Source organism: uncultured Albimonas sp. (genome assembly GCF_963977235.1).
In the GTDB taxonomy this organism is placed as follows: domain Bacteria; phylum Pseudomonadota; class Alphaproteobacteria; order Rhodobacterales; family Rhodobacteraceae; genus Albimonas.
This window is the reverse complement of the sequence record NZ_CAXBOD010000001.1, coordinates 308045-321039: the sequence shown is the minus strand read 5'-3', so window position 1 is coordinate 321039 and position 12995 is coordinate 308045. Positions and strand designations below refer to the sequence as shown.

The window sequence follows — 12995 nt, the reverse complement described above, 5'->3', positions numbered from 1 at the left end:
GGTTTGACGCGCGGCGCATCGGGCGCGGCGCGGGCTCGGGCCGCAGGCGCCCTCAGGCGACCCGCCCGCCCCGCCCGGCCGGCGCCCCCCGGCGTCCGCCCAGCCCCACGCGCCGCCGCCGCCCGGTCGCCGCATCCAGACCCAGCCGCGCCATGCGGCGGGCCGAGACCAGCGTCGCGCGCACGTCGCGCTGCAGGCTCACCAGCGCCGGCGTCACCAGCAGCACCAGGAAGAACCCCGCCCCCAGGCCGAAGCACAACGAGACGACGGTCGGCTTGAGGAACTGCGCCTCCTGCGAGGTCTCGGTCAGCAGGGGCGCGAGGCCCACGACGGTGGTCAGCGTGGTCAGCATCACCGGGCGCAGGCGGTCGCAGACGGCGTCGATCACCGCCGGGCGCAGGGCGCGCTTGCGGCTGTATTCGTCGATGGTGGTGACCAGCACGATCGAGTCGTTGATGATGATCCCGCTCATCCCGATCATCCCCACCACCGAGAACAGGGTCAGCGGCAGCCCCATCCAAAGGTGCCCCCAGACCACCCCGATCAGGCCGAAGGGCACAACCGCGATCACCGCCAGCGGCCGCATCCAGGAGGCGAAGACCCAGGCCAGAACCAGGTAGATGGCGATCATCGCGACAAGGAAGCCGTATTCGGCCTCGGCCAGGAACCGCGTCTCCTGCTCGGCGAGGCCCGAGAGCGACCAGCGCACGTCGTGGCGGGCGGCGACCAGCGGCAGGATGCGCTCGCGCAGGTCGTCCTCGATGGCCTGGGCGCGGGCGGCGTCGGACTGGTCGATGTCGCCCGAGACGGTGACCGAGACCACCCCGTCCACCCGCCGGATCAGCGAGAACCCCGGAGAGGCCGACACCTCGACCACCTCCGAGATCGGGACCCAGTCGCCGGCCTCGGTCCGCACCCGGCTGCGGGCGAGGAAATCGGCCGCCACCTCGTCGCGGGCCAGGGCCACGGTGATCGAGGCCTCGCGCCCCTCGACCGCGAACTCGGCCGCGGTGACGCCGGTCAGGCGGCGGCGCAGCTCGGCCCCCAGCGCGTCGGTGGTGAAGCCCAGCGCCTCGCCCAGCGGGGTCAGGGTCAGCACCAGCTCGGTCTTGTCGTAGGCCAGCGAGTCCTCGAGCGCCGAGACCTCCGGATAGGTCGACAGCGCCGCCTGGATGTCGCCCGACGCCTGCTTGAGGACCTGGGGGTCGGCCCCGGTCAGCTCGATAGAAACCGCGTCCCCCCCGGGCCCCGAGCGCATGAAGCGGAAGGCCACCACCTCGGCCATCGGGTGACGCTGCAGCCGCGCCTGCACCGCCGCGTTGAAGTCGGAGGAGGAATACGGCCGCAGGTCCGCGTCGATCAGCTCGGCCTCGACCGAGCCAAGCTGCCAGGGCTCCTTCTCGTCCTGGACCGAGAGGCCGCGGGCCGCGCCGGCGCCGATGCGCGAGAAGGCGAAACGGATCGGGTTGAGCCCGTGCCTGGCCTCGTACTCGGCCGCGGTCTCCTGCAGGGCCTGATCGACGAGGGCGACCTGGGCCAGCGTGTCCTCGCGCTCGGCGCCGGCCAGCATGGCGATGTTGGCGGTGATCTGGCCCTGCTCGGGCGCGTTCCAGAAGCGCCACTGCAGCTCTCCGCTGACCAGCCGCTCGACCGAGAGCAGCAGCAGCATGACCGAGAGGCCAAGCAGCGGGTAGCGCAGGATCATCATCCAGCGCACCAGCGGGCGGACCGCCCCGTCGACGAACCGCTCGAAGCCCCGGTTCACCCATTCCGAGGGGCGGTCGTACCAGCGCCGGCGGCGACCGCCGGCGATGGCGTGGCGCATGTGGTGGGGCAGGACCAGGAAGCACTCGGCCAGGCTGGCGGCGAGCACGACGCACACCACCACGGGGATGTCCTCGACCATCCGCCCGAAGCGCCCGCCCAGCGCCAGCATCCCAGAAAACGCCAGCAGCGTGGTGACGGCGGCCGAGAACACTGGCGCGGCCATGCGGCGGGCCGCGGTTTCCGCCGCGGCGACGGGCGACAGGCCCCGGCGGCGCGCCAGGTGGTCGGCGTGCTCGCCCACCACGATGGCGTCGTCCACCACCATGCCCAGCGTCAGGATCAGCCCGAACAGCGAGACCATGTTGATCGAGACGCCGATCGCCCACATCACGGCGGCGGCCGCGAGCAAGGCGGTCGGGATGCCGGCCGCGACCCAGAAGGCGGTGCGGGCGTTGAGGAACAGGAACAGCACCCCCACCACCAGCGCCAGGCCGAACAGCGCGTTGTCGAGCAGCAGCGCCAGCCGATCCTCGATGCTGTTGGCCAGTGTGTTGACGAAGGCGATCTCGACGCCGGCGGGAAGGGTCGGGCGCATCTCCTCGGCCACCCGCTCGACGATGGCGAACTGGCGCAGGGTGTCGCCGCTTTCGCCGCGGCTGACGCGGATCATCGCGGCGGGCTCGCCCTGCACGTAGTAGCGCTCGCCGCGGCGGGGGCCGTCGTCGACGATGGCGGCGACGTCGCGCACCCGCAGCTTCTGGCCGTCGGCGCCGGTGCGCACCACCACGTCGCCCAGCGCCTCGCGGCTGCGGGTCTCCTGCCCGGTCGAGATGCGGGCCCCGCCGGGGGTGGCGCCGCCGGGGCTGGCGGCGGCGGCGGCCGAGACGGCCGAGGAGATTTCGGCCAGCGTCACGTCGTGGCGCATCAGCAGCGGCTCGGAGGCCTCGATGCGGATGTGGTCGTGGGAGACCCCGCGGACGTTGACCCGCGTCAGGCCCTGCGCGCGCAGGCGCTCGGCGTATTCGTCGGCGAGGCGGACCAGAAGGTCCGCGTCGACAAGCCCGTGAAAGACCACGTCGGTGATCGGGAAGGTCCAGGCATGACGCTCGACGGTGGGGGTCTCGGTCCCCTCCGGCAGCGGGCCGGCCGAGGTGACGGCGGCCGAGACCGCCTCGGCGGCCGCGAACAGGTCGTAACCCGGCTCGAAGCTCAGGGTGATGCCGGCGCGGCCCTCGCGCGCCTTGGCCGAGATCTCGTCCAGGCCCTCGACCTCGCTCAGCGCCGGCTGCAGGACCTGGACGATGTTGCGGTCGACCTGCTCGGGCCCGGCGCCGGGCCATTTGACGTTCACGTAGACGTTGTTGATCACGATGTCGGGCATGAACTGCGTGCGCAGGTTCTGCACCGCGCCCAGCCCCGCCACGATCATCGCCAGCAGCAACAGGTTCGCCGCCGTGCCGTGGCGGACGAAGTAGCCGAACAGGCCCGGGGCGCGGCGCATCCGCCTCAGCCGCCCGATGTGGCGGGGGCCTGCTCGCCCTCCAGCCGTTCGACCAGCCCGCGGGGCGCGCGCTGGGTCTGCAGACGGTCCAGCAGGCGGTCGCGCTCGGCCGGGGCGAGGTCGGAGGCCCGGACGCGGTCGCGCAGCGCCTCGGCCCGCTCGGGCGAGAGCAGCAGCATCTCCTCGCCCGAGGGCGCCGCGAGGTTCGAGACGCCGCCGGGCACAGGCTGGCCGGCGGCCTCGGCGGCGCGCAGGGCCTCCTCGCCGGTCGCGACGATGCGGGCGCGGGCGCCGGCCCCGAGCTGGGGCTTGCGGATCGTCACCATGCGTTCGCCGAAGGGGGCCTCGGCGACGGTCAGGGTTTCGCCGGTGCGGCGCAGGATGCGGACCTGGCGCTCGCGCAGACGGTCGTCGGCGTCCACCACCAGCACCCGGCCGTCCTCGTCGGAAGCGGCCGCGGGGATCACGGCGACGCCCTCCAGCACCGGCTCGCGGATCTGGGCGGCGACGAAATCGCCCTCGCGGAACAGGTCGCCGGCGGCGGCGTCGAGGCGCAGGAACAGGGTGCGGCCGGTGCGCGCCTCGCCGGTGGCGGCGGCGGCGCGCACCAGGCGAGCGGGCGCCGCGGCGTCGAGCTCGCCCAGCTCGAGGCGAACCTCGGCGCTCAGCTCGCGCAGGCCGCCGGCGTCGTCCAGCAGGCGCGCGTATTCGGCGTTCGAGACGCGGACCGCGGCCTCGAGCCGGGTCGGGTCGATCAGGTCGCCCAGCTTCTCGTTGGCCGCGACCTGGCGGCCCAGCACGGCGGCGGGCGCGCTGAGCAGACCGTCGAACGGGGCGCGGACCTCGGTGTCGGCCAGCGCGCGGCGGGCGTCGTCGAGCTCGAGCCGCGCGCGGCGCAGGGCGGTGGCGTTCATCTCCGAGGCCGTGCGCGCCGCGGACAGCGCCTGCTGCGCGTCGATCCGGGTCTGGCGGGCGACCGCGAGGTTCAGCTCGGCCGTCTCGACGGCGGCGGTGGAGCCGACCAGCCGCTCGGCCAGCCCCCGCTGGCGGTCGAGCGCCTGTTGCTGCAGGCGCACCCGCTCCTCGGAGGCCTCGAGGTCCATCTCGGCCAGCTCGGCGGTGCGGATCGAAGCCAGGCGGTCGGTCTCGGTCTCGGCCAGCGCGATCTCGGCCCGGCGCAGGGCGGATTCGGCGTCGGCGGGGTCGAGGCGGAACAGCAGCTCGCCGGCCCGCACCGCGCCGCCGTCGACGAAGGCGGGCGACAGCTCGCTCAGGCGGCCGGCGAGCGCGGGGCGCAGCTCCAGGCGCCGGGCGGAGACGATCTCGCCATAGGCGGTCAGGGTGGGGGCCACGTCCTGGCGGCGGGGGATGGCGACCTCGACCGCGAACACCCGCTCAGCCGAGGGGCCGCGGGGGGCGGGGGCCTCCGCGGCCTCCTGCCGGGCGAGGCTCAGCCGCCAGACGCCGTTGGCGATCAGCCCCGCCGCGAGGGCGAAGAGGACCAGTCCCGTCAGGCTGCGCATCACGAAGCGCATGGGCTCTCCCGTCCGTCCGGCCGCGGTTCGCGCCCGGCAATGAAAAGGTCTAGCGCGCCAGGCCCCGCGGAGCGAGCCCGAGGGCCGGCGCAACCTGTCACGGGCCGGGGAGGCGGTTCCGTCGCCCCGAGGCGCGCTTTCCGCCTGCCGGGCCGCGGCGCCGTTGCGGGAGGGCGGGGCGAGACCCCGCCGTCGGCGCCGGCGACGGCGGGGCGGGAGGCCCCGGGTCAAGCCCGGGGCGCGCGCCCGGGTGGCCGTTTCCCGCGCAGGATCAGCCGGACCGCGAGGGGCGGCCCGGCCCGGCGGGCGCGCTCCGGCAGGGCGGCGCAGGCGGCGCGCTCAGGTATTCCCGCGCAGTCAACCGCCCTCAGGGGGGCGGCGCAGTCAACCGCCTTCAGGCGGGGCGGGGCGCCTTGGGGCCGGCGATCGCCTGGGCGCGCTGGTAGGCGGGGCGCGCGCGGATCCGCTCCAGCCAGGCGGCGGCGTTCGGGGTGTCCTCGATCGGGATCGACACATAGCGCGAGCCCGGCGACAGGCCGAAGGCGCACATGATGTCGGCGCAGGTGAACTCGGGCCCCGCCAGCCAGTCCCGGTCGGCCAGCGTCTGCTCGAGATAGGCCATCGCGCCGGCCTCGCGCCGGGCGATGACGGTCCCCAGCCGCTCGGCCCGCGTGCCCGAGGCGCCCGAGGCCAGCGCCCCGCGGGTGAAATACACCCCCAGCATCGAGGCGTTGAAATGCATCCAGTAGAGGTAGTCGGTGTAGGTCTCCGCCGCCGGTCCCACCGTCAGGCGGCCCCCGGCGTGGCGGTGGCAGATATGCTCGAGGATCACCGCGGATTCGGTCAGCACCCGCTCGCCGTCCTCGATCACCGGGGCGGTGGCGGCGGGGTGCAGGGCCCGGTAGCTGTCGGGCGCCAGGAAGTCCGGCCCGCGGTCGTGCCAGCGAAGCTCGTAGGGCAGGCCCAGCTCCTCCATCAGCCAGACGACGCGGTCCGACTGGGAGACGCCCAGGTGGTGAATGACGATCATGTGTTCCTCCCGTCGCCCTTGGGGGCGGTTCGCGCGAAGCGTGGCGCCCGCGCCCCACGGGCGCAACTGCGCGCGCCGCTTTCCCCCCCGCGTCGGGGAGACGTCGGGGAGACGAAGCGGCGCGGTTGAAGACATTGAAGACGCCGGCGCGCGCGCGTAGGTCTTGGCCAAGGGCCGCGACGTGCGCGGCCGGATGGAGGCCGAGATGTCCCCGACCCCCGAATTGCCCCCGCTGACCATTCGCCTCGCCGCCCCGCGCGGCTTCTGCGCGGGCGTCGACCGGGCGATCAAGATCGTCGAGATGGCGCTCGAAAAATGGGGCGCGCCCGTCTACGTGCGCCATGAGATCGTGCACAACCGCTATGTCGTCGACGGGCTGCGCGAGAAGGGCGCCGTCTTCGTCGAGGAGCTGGACGAGTGTCCCGACGACCGCCCCGTGGTGTTCTCGGCCCACGGCGTGCCCAAATCGGTGCCCGAGGCCGCCTCGGCCCGCCAGATGCTGTTCGTGGACGCGACCTGCCCGCTGGTCTCGAAAGTGCACATCGAGGCCGAGCGCCACGCCGCCAAGGGCCTGCAGATCGTGATGATCGGCCACGCCGGCCACCCCGAGACGGTGGGCACCATGGGCCAGCTTCCCGAGGGCGAGGTGCTGCTGGTCGAGACGGTGGCCGACGTCGCGACCCTCGCCCCGCGCGACCCCGAGCGGCTGGCCTACGTCACCCAGACGACGCTCAGCCTCGACGACACGGCCGAGATCGCGGCGGCGCTGAAGGCGAAGTTCCCCGCCATCCAGGGCCCCCACAAGGAAGACATCTGCTACGCCACCACCAACCGCCAGGAGGCGGTGAAGGCGATGGCCCCGCAGATCGAGGCGCTGCTGGTGATCGGGGCGCCGAACTCCTCGAACTCCAAGCGGCTGGTGGAGGTGGGCAAGAAGTCCGGCTGCGCCTATTCCCAGCTCGTCCAGCGGGCCGCCGACATCGACTGGCGCGCGATCGCGGGGATCACCTCGGTCGGCGTCACCGCCGGCGCCAGCGCGCCCGAGGTGCTGGTCGAGGAGGTGATCGACGCCTTCCGCGCCCGCCACACCGTCACCGTCGAACTGGTCGAGACCGCCGTCGAGCGGGTCGAGTTCAAGCCCCCCCGCATCCTGCGCCAGCCCACGGGCGACGCCGCGTGAGCGGGGCCGAGGCGGCGCCCGCCCCCGGCGCCGCAACCGCGCCGACCGTCACCGGGGACGCCGACACGCTGGCCTGGTACGACGGCAACGCGGCCGACTACGACGCCTGGTCCCGCCCCTTCGCCGGCGGCGAGGACGGCACGCTCGCCCGGTTCCTCGCAGCCCTGCCCGAGGGCGCGCGGGTGCTCGACCTCGGCTGCGGCGCGGGCCATGCGGCGGCCGCGATGATGCAGGCGGGCTGCACGGTGCGCGCCATCGACGCCTCGGCGGGGCTGGCCGCCCAGGCCCGCGCCCGCGGCGTGCCGGCCGAGGTCGGCCGCTTCGAGACGCTGGACGAGACCGCCGCCTTCGACGGCGCCTGGGTCAGCTTCTCCCTCCTGCACGCGCCGCTCGCCGCCTGGCCGGAGGTGCTGGGGCGCGTCGCCCGCGCGCTTCGGCCCCACGGACTGCTGTTCCTCGGCCTGAAGGAGGGCGAGGGCGAGTCCCGCGACCGCCTCGGCCGCCGCTATTCCTACATCCGCGAGACCCGGCTGCGCGCCCTGCTGTCCGCCTGCGGCTTCGCGGGGATCGAGATCTCGACCAGCCGCAGCGTCGGCCGCGACGGCGCGGAGACCGGGATCCTGACCGCCTTCGCCCGCCGCGCCGGAGAGACCGCATGATCACGCTCGAATTCCTGCTGACCGCGCTGGTGGTGGTGGCGATCCCCGGCACGGGGGCGATCTACACGCTGTCCTGCGGGCTCGGGCGCGGGCGGATGGCGGCGCTGGCCGCGGTGGCGGGCTGCACCGTGGCGGTTCTGGTGCATCTCGCCGCGGCGCTGGCGGGGCTGGCGGCGGTGCTGCACGCCTCGGCGGTGCTGTTCCAGGGCGTGAAGATCGCGGGCGTCGCGTTCCTTCTGTGGATGGCCTGGGCGACCTGGCGGGAGGGCGGCGGCCTCTGCGCCCCGACAGAGGTGGCCGAGCGGGGCCTGCGCCGCATCGCCATCCGCGGGGTGCTGATCAACCTGCTGAACCCCAAGCTCGCGATCTTCTTCGCGGCCTTCCTGCCCCAGTTCGTGCAGCCGGGCCCCGGAGCCACCGCGCAGATGGGCGTGCTAGGCCTGGTGTTCACCGGCCTGACGGCGCTGGTCTTTGCGATCTACGGCCTGTTCGCGGCCCGCGCGCGCGACTGGATCCTCGCCTCCGAGGCCGCGATGCGCTGGATGCGCCGCGCCTTTGCGGCCTGTTTCGCGGGCCTCGGCCTGCGCCTCGCCCTGACGGAGCGCTGAGCATGGCCGAGTTCTTCGCCTACACCGACGGCGCCTGCTCGGGGAACCCCGGCCCCGGCGGCTGGGGCGCCCTTCTGGTCGCCGTGCAGGACGGCGCAGTGGTTCGCGAGCGCGAGCTCTCGGGCGGCGAGGCCGACACCACCAACAACCGCATGGAACTGATGGCCGCGATCTCCGCGCTCGAGGCGCTGGGCCGGCCGACGCAGATCACGGTGGTGACCGACTCGAACTACGTGAAGGGCGGGGTGACCGGCTGGATCCACGGCTGGAAGCGCAACGGCTGGAAGACCGCCTCCAAGGCGCCGGTGAAGAACGAGGACCTGTGGCGGCGCCTCGACGCGGCGCAGGCCGCCCATCAGGTGACCTGGAAATGGGTCAAGGGCCACGCCGGCCACGAGGAGAACGAGCGCGCCGACGCGCTGGCCCGCGCCGGCATGGCCCCGTTCAAGCCGGCCCGGGCCAAGCCCTCGCGCAAACCCGCCGGCGCCCGCTGAGCGGCCGCGCCGCCAGGCCGGCCGCACGACCTCGCCCCGGAACGCAAAACGCCGCCGGAAGCTCCGGCGGCGTTTCTCCTGCAACGCAACGGCGGGCCGGCGGCCTCAGCCGCGGCGGCGGCGGCGCAGCAGCGCAAGGGCCCCCAGCGCGCCGGCCAGCAGCGGCGCGGCGGCGGGAACCGGAACCGGCGACGCCTCGATGTCGGGCAGGGCCGCGAGCGCGTCCGCCGCGTTTTCCCCGGCCGACCACCAGGTCGTCAGGGTCGCCGACTCGCCCTGGGCCAGCGTCGCCGTCAGCGCCGCGGCGAAGCCGACGTCGTCGTAATCGCCGTCCGGATCGAAGGGCGAGGACAGGAAACCGACCAGCTCGCTCTCGGAGGTGATGCCAAGCCCGAAGCTGTAGCCGCCGAACCCGACCAGGCTCCCCCCGGTTGCGAACGCGGCGGTCCGACCGTTGTCGCCGATCGCCTGGGCCACGGTCAGGCCGCCCTGCGTGAGCACGTCGTTGGTGGTGGAGGACGAGCCGCCCTGATCGGGATCGGCCGTCTCGAACATCGTGATCGAGCCCGAGCCCGCAGCGGTGCGGGTGACTTCGAGGATCACGGTCAGCAGGGGCTCGACAGGGTCGAGCACGAAGGTGCGGGTGAACGACCACGCGCCGTTGAACGTGCCCACGGCCGTCGCCGAGGTGGAGTCGACGCCGGTCTGCGTCCCGAAGGCCAGCCCGGTCCCGACGCCGCCTTCGGTGGTGGCGCTGGCGAAGCCGGTCTCGTCCATCAGGCCCCAGTCGCTGAGCGAGGTGCCGGGGTTGTAGAAGTCCTCACCGAAGGTGAACGCGTCGATCGCGCCGTTCGTCAGCTGGTTTACCGACAGTTCGCCGTTCGTGAGCGAGTAGGCCGAGGCCGGACCGGCCATGGCGAGAGCGATCGCCGCCGAAACGGCGGCGGTCTTGACGGAACAGAGCATCATGCATTCCTCTTGGACGCGTAAGCGAAGCAGCCTCCGAACCGCCGGACGCCACACACAATGTTAAAATTGTAGTGAGCGTTCAGATACGGTTCAAGTCATAACTTCGCCCGGCGCGACCTTCCCTCTCGCCGCCTCACTCCCCGGCGCGAGGGTGGGCGAGGCCCGCCAGCCTGGTCTCGGCCTCGGGGTCGATGGTCAGCGGCCCGTCGGCGATGACCCCCGCGTCGGGATCGTTGAACACGGCCATGTCGAGCTTGCCTTCGCCCTTGGCCACCACGGTCGAGACCACCGCGTCGCCGGTGATGTTCACCGCCGTGCGGATCATGTCCATCAGCCGGTCGACGCCCAGGATGATGGCGATGCCCTCGATCGGCAGACCCACCTGGCCCAGCACCATGGTCAGCATCACCAGCCCCACGCCCGGCACGCCCGCGGTCCCGATCGAGGCCAGCACCGCCATCGCGATCACCGTCAGATAGCCCCCGATCCCCAGATCGATGCCGTAGACGTTGGCTAGGAACACCGTCGCCACGCCCTGCATGATCGCGGTGCCGTCCATGTTGATGGTGGCGCCGAAGGGCACGGTGAACGAGGCGACCGACTGGTCCGCCCCGATTCGCTCGGTCACGCAGCGGTAGGTCACCGGGATGGTGGCGTTCGAGGAGGCGGTCGAGAAGGCGAACACCTGCGCCGGCCGCAGCTTGCGCATGAACACCAGCGGGTTGAGCCCCGAGAGGAGCCGCAGGATCAGCATCAGCGTGCCGAACAGGTGGATGAACAGCGCCGCCGTCAGCGTCAGCACATAGGCCAGCACCGGCAGGAACAGGTCGATCCCCTGCTCGGCGAAGGTCTTGGCGATCAGGCAGAACACGCCGATGGGCGCGAAGGCCATGACGATCTGCACGACCTTCATCATCAGCTCGTTCATGTACTCGCACGCCGCCACGAAGCCCGAGGACTTCTCGCCCAGCATCAGCGCCGCGATGCCCACGATGATCACGTAGAAGATGATCTGCAGCATCTCGCCCTGCGCGAAGGCGGCGACGGGGTTGGTCGGCACGATGCCCGCGAACACGTCCCAGACCGAGGGCGCCTCCTTGGCCGAGATGCCCGAGGTGTCGACGCCCGCCATGTCGAAGCCGATCCCCGGCCCCACCAGCAGCGCCAGGCAGATCGCCACCGCGATGGCGATGGCCGTGGTCATCAGGTAGAGCGCGAAGCTCTTGCCCCCGACCCGCCCCAGCGCGCGGATGTCGCCGATCCCGGTCACCCCGCAGATCAGCGAGAACACCACCAGCGGCACCACCAGCATCTTCAGCGCATTGACGAACATCTTGCCGATCATGGCGAAGAGACCGCCCGTCACATGCTCGGCGATGAACTCCGAGCCGGTGGCGTTGAAGATCAGCCCGACGACAATGCCGAGCCCCATCCCCAGCATCACCTGCATGGTGAGGGACATCTTCCTGACTGCGCTCGCCATCCGCCGATCCTCCGGTTCAATTGTCCGCGTCAGGATTGCACGGATGAAGCGAGGCGCAAACGGATTGGGCGACGACGGCTGTTTCATCCCGAAAGCTTCCAACAGGCGGGAAGAGTGTCCGCCAGTCGGCCCCGCCCGGTCAGTTTCATGATGATCAATTATCCGCGCGCCCGCGTCGCGCGGCCGCCGGCGCCTCCCGGAGCTTCCCGCGATGCGCGGCCTGCCGGGGACGCCATGGGCCCCGCCGCGGCTTTTCTCGCGGGGCCGGGCCCCGTATCATCGGCCCCATGACCCGCCTCCGCTCCCCCCTCGTGCTGCCCGGCGCCGCCGGCGCCCCCTTCGCCACGCGGGAGCGCTGCGCGATCCGCGAGCTGCTCAACCACCCCGACGACCCGGCCGCCAGCCTCGCCGAGGCCACCGTCGCCCCCGGCGCGGTGACCGAGCTGCATGCGCTCGACGTCGACGAGCGCTACGTGATCCTGCGCGGGACCGGGCGGCTGGAGCTGGACGGCGAGGGCCGCGACCTCGGCCCCGGCGACGCCGCCCTGATCCCGGCCGGCTGCGCCCAGCGCATCGCCAACACCGGGGCGGAGGAGCTCGTGTTCCTGTGCCTGTGCACCCCCCGTTTCACGCCCTCGGGCTACCGCCCGCTGGAGGAGACCCCATGAAGATCGACGGCGTCCCCTATCGCACCATCTGGCCCGCCGCCGACGGCGCGGTCGAGATCCTGGACCAGACCCTGTTCCCCCACCGCTTCGAGATCCTGCGCCTGACCGAGCTGACCGAGGCCGCCCACGCGATCCGCGCCATGCAGGTCCGCGGCGCGCCGCTGATCGGCGCCACCGCGGCCTATGGCCTCGCGCTGGCGCTGCGGGCCGACGCCTCGGACGAGGGGCTGGCCTCGGCCGCCGCCGCCCTGCTCGCCACCCGGCCCACCGCGGTGAACCTGCACTGGGCGCTGGAGCGGATGAAGGCGGCCCTCGCCCCCCTGCCCCCCGCGAAGCGGGCGGACGCCGCCTGGGCCGAGGCCGCCGCGCTCTGCGACGAGGACGTGGCGATCAACGCCGCCATCGGCGACCACGGGCTGAAGATCATCGAGGAGATCGCCGCCCGGAAGGCGCCGGGGGAGCCGGTGCGCATCCTCACCCACTGCAACGCCGGCTGGCTCGCGACGGTGGACTGGGGCACCGCCACCGCCCCGATCTACAAGGCCCATGACAAGGGCATCCCGGTCGAGGTCTGGGTGGACGAGACCCGCCCCCGCAACCAGGGCGCCTTTCTCACGGCCTGGGAGCTGGGCCGCCACGGCGTCCCCCACAAGGTGATCGTGGACAACGCCGGCGGCCATCTGATGCAGCGCGGGCTGGTCGACATGGTCATCGTGGGCACCGACCGCACCACCGCGCGCGGCGACGTCTGCAACAAGATCGGCACCTATCTCAAGGCGCTGGCCGCCCACGACAACGGCGTGCCGTTCTACGTGGCCCTGCCCTCGCCGACCATCGACTTCGCCGTCGAGGACGGGTTCGAGATCCCCATCGAGGAACGCTCGGGCGACGAGGTCTCCTACCTCCCCGGCCTCACCGATGCCGGCGACTACGCCCGCGTGCGCCTGACGCCCGAGAGCTCGCCGGCCGCCAACCCCGCCTTCGACGTCACCCCCGCCCGCCTCGTCACCGCCCTGGTGACCGAGCGCGGCGTCTGCTCCGCCACGCGCGAGGGCATCGCCGGCCTGTTCCCGGAGCGGGCGGCGGCCTGACCGCCCCCGC

The 12995-nt window shown here is 73.0% G+C and carries 11 protein-coding genes; 6 read left to right on the top strand and 5 right to left on the bottom strand.

What is annotated here, in order from left to right:
- Nucleotides 1-52: 52 nt before the first annotated feature.
- The 3 genes from AAC134_RS01505 to AAC134_RS01495 form a co-directional block, all read right to left on the bottom strand.
- Entirely contained in the window at nucleotides 53-3268 is a 3216-nt protein-coding gene (locus AAC134_RS01505) for an efflux RND transporter permease subunit (protein WP_339947266.1), read from the bottom strand.
- Between the two features lie 5 nt (nucleotides 3269-3273).
- Nucleotides 3274-4803, bottom strand: a complete 1530-nt coding sequence (locus AAC134_RS01500) for an HlyD family efflux transporter periplasmic adaptor subunit (protein WP_339947265.1) — start codon at nucleotides 4801-4803, stop codon at nucleotides 3274-3276.
- 394 nt (nucleotides 4804-5197) lie between these two features.
- Nucleotides 5198-5833 carry a glutathione S-transferase family protein gene (locus tag AAC134_RS01495; protein WP_339947264.1) on the bottom strand — a complete coding sequence of 212 codons (636 nt, stop codon included), beginning with the start codon at nucleotides 5831-5833 and terminating at the stop codon, nucleotides 5198-5200.
- 205 nt (nucleotides 5834-6038) lie between these two features.
- Between AAC134_RS01495 and ispH the strand changes: the two genes are divergently transcribed.
- The 4 genes from ispH to rnhA are packed head-to-tail and all read left to right on the top strand — an operon-like array spanning nucleotide 6039 to nucleotide 8774.
- Nucleotides 6039-7013 carry a 4-hydroxy-3-methylbut-2-enyl diphosphate reductase gene (gene ispH, locus AAC134_RS01490; protein ID WP_339947263.1) on the top strand — a complete coding sequence of 325 codons (975 nt, stop codon included), beginning with the start codon at nucleotides 6039-6041 and terminating at the stop codon, nucleotides 7011-7013.
- A complete protein-coding gene (locus AAC134_RS01485; RefSeq protein WP_339947262.1) occupies nucleotides 7010-7672 on the top strand; it encodes a class I SAM-dependent methyltransferase in 663 nt (220 codons plus the stop codon). Before ispH ends, AAC134_RS01485 begins: the two co-directional genes overlap by 4 nt.
- The gene (locus tag AAC134_RS01480) at nucleotides 7669-8280 is read left to right on the top strand and encodes a LysE family translocator (protein ID WP_339947261.1); all 612 of its coding nucleotides are present in this window, start codon (nucleotides 7669-7671) and stop codon (nucleotides 8278-8280) included. Before AAC134_RS01485 ends, AAC134_RS01480 begins: the two co-directional genes overlap by 4 nt.
- Nucleotides 8281-8282: 2 nt before the next feature.
- Nucleotides 8283-8774, top strand: a complete 492-nt coding sequence (gene rnhA / locus AAC134_RS01475; RefSeq protein WP_339947260.1) for a ribonuclease HI — start codon at nucleotides 8283-8285, stop codon at nucleotides 8772-8774.
- Nucleotides 8775-8879: 105 nt separating this feature from the next.
- On the opposite strand, the gene AAC134_RS01470 is transcribed toward rnhA, so the two are convergent.
- Together AAC134_RS01470 and AAC134_RS01465 are read right to left on the bottom strand one after the other, a co-directional pair.
- On the bottom strand, nucleotides 8880-9743 hold the full coding sequence (locus AAC134_RS01470; RefSeq protein WP_339947259.1) for a VPLPA-CTERM sorting domain-containing protein: 864 nt from the start codon (nucleotides 9741-9743) through the stop codon (nucleotides 8880-8882).
- Nucleotides 9744-9876: 133 nt separating this feature from the next.
- Entirely contained in the window at nucleotides 9877-11226 is a 1350-nt protein-coding gene (locus tag AAC134_RS01465; protein ID WP_339947258.1) for a dicarboxylate/amino acid:cation symporter, read from the bottom strand.
- Nucleotides 11227-11513: 287 nt separating this feature from the next.
- Between AAC134_RS01465 and AAC134_RS01460 the strand changes: the two genes are divergently transcribed.
- Both AAC134_RS01460 and mtnA read left to right on the top strand, forming a co-directional pair.
- The gene (locus AAC134_RS01460) at nucleotides 11514-11894 is read left to right on the top strand and encodes a cupin domain-containing protein (protein ID WP_339947257.1); all 381 of its coding nucleotides are present in this window, start codon (nucleotides 11514-11516) and stop codon (nucleotides 11892-11894) included.
- Nucleotides 11891-12985: an S-methyl-5-thioribose-1-phosphate isomerase gene (mtnA, locus tag AAC134_RS01455; RefSeq protein WP_339947256.1), complete on the top strand. Its 1095-nt coding sequence runs from the start codon at nucleotides 11891-11893 to the stop codon at nucleotides 12983-12985. Before AAC134_RS01460 ends, mtnA begins: the two co-directional genes overlap by 4 nt.
- Nucleotides 12986-12995 lie beyond the last annotated feature (10 nt).

Bases quoted from the DNA above. Each gene is read 5' to 3' on its own strand.
- AAC134_RS01505 (WP_339947266.1), bottom strand. From the start codon at position 3,268: ATGCGCCGCGCCCCGGGCCTGTTCGGCTACTTCGTCCGCCACGGCACG.
- AAC134_RS01500 (WP_339947265.1), bottom strand. From the start codon at position 4,803: ATGCGCTTCGTGATGCGCAGCCTGACGGGACTGGTCCTCTTCGCCCTC.
- AAC134_RS01495 (WP_339947264.1), bottom strand. From the start codon at position 5,833: ATGATCGTCATTCACCACCTGGGCGTCTCCCAGTCGGACCGCGTCGTC.
- ispH (WP_339947263.1), top strand. From the start codon at position 6,039: ATGTCCCCGACCCCCGAATTGCCCCCGCTGACCATTCGCCTCGCCGCC.
- AAC134_RS01480 (WP_339947261.1), top strand. From the start codon at position 7,669: ATGATCACGCTCGAATTCCTGCTGACCGCGCTGGTGGTGGTGGCGATC.
- rnhA (WP_339947260.1), top strand. From the start codon at position 8,283: ATGGCCGAGTTCTTCGCCTACACCGACGGCGCCTGCTCGGGGAACCCC.
- AAC134_RS01470 (WP_339947259.1), bottom strand. From the start codon at position 9,743: ATGATGCTCTGTTCCGTCAAGACCGCCGCCGTTTCGGCGGCGATCGCT.
- AAC134_RS01465 (WP_339947258.1), bottom strand. From the start codon at position 11,226: ATGGCGAGCGCAGTCAGGAAGATGTCCCTCACCATGCAGGTGATGCTG.
- AAC134_RS01460 (WP_339947257.1), top strand. From the start codon at position 11,514: ATGACCCGCCTCCGCTCCCCCCTCGTGCTGCCCGGCGCCGCCGGCGCC.
- mtnA (WP_339947256.1), top strand. From the start codon at position 11,891: ATGAAGATCGACGGCGTCCCCTATCGCACCATCTGGCCCGCCGCCGAC.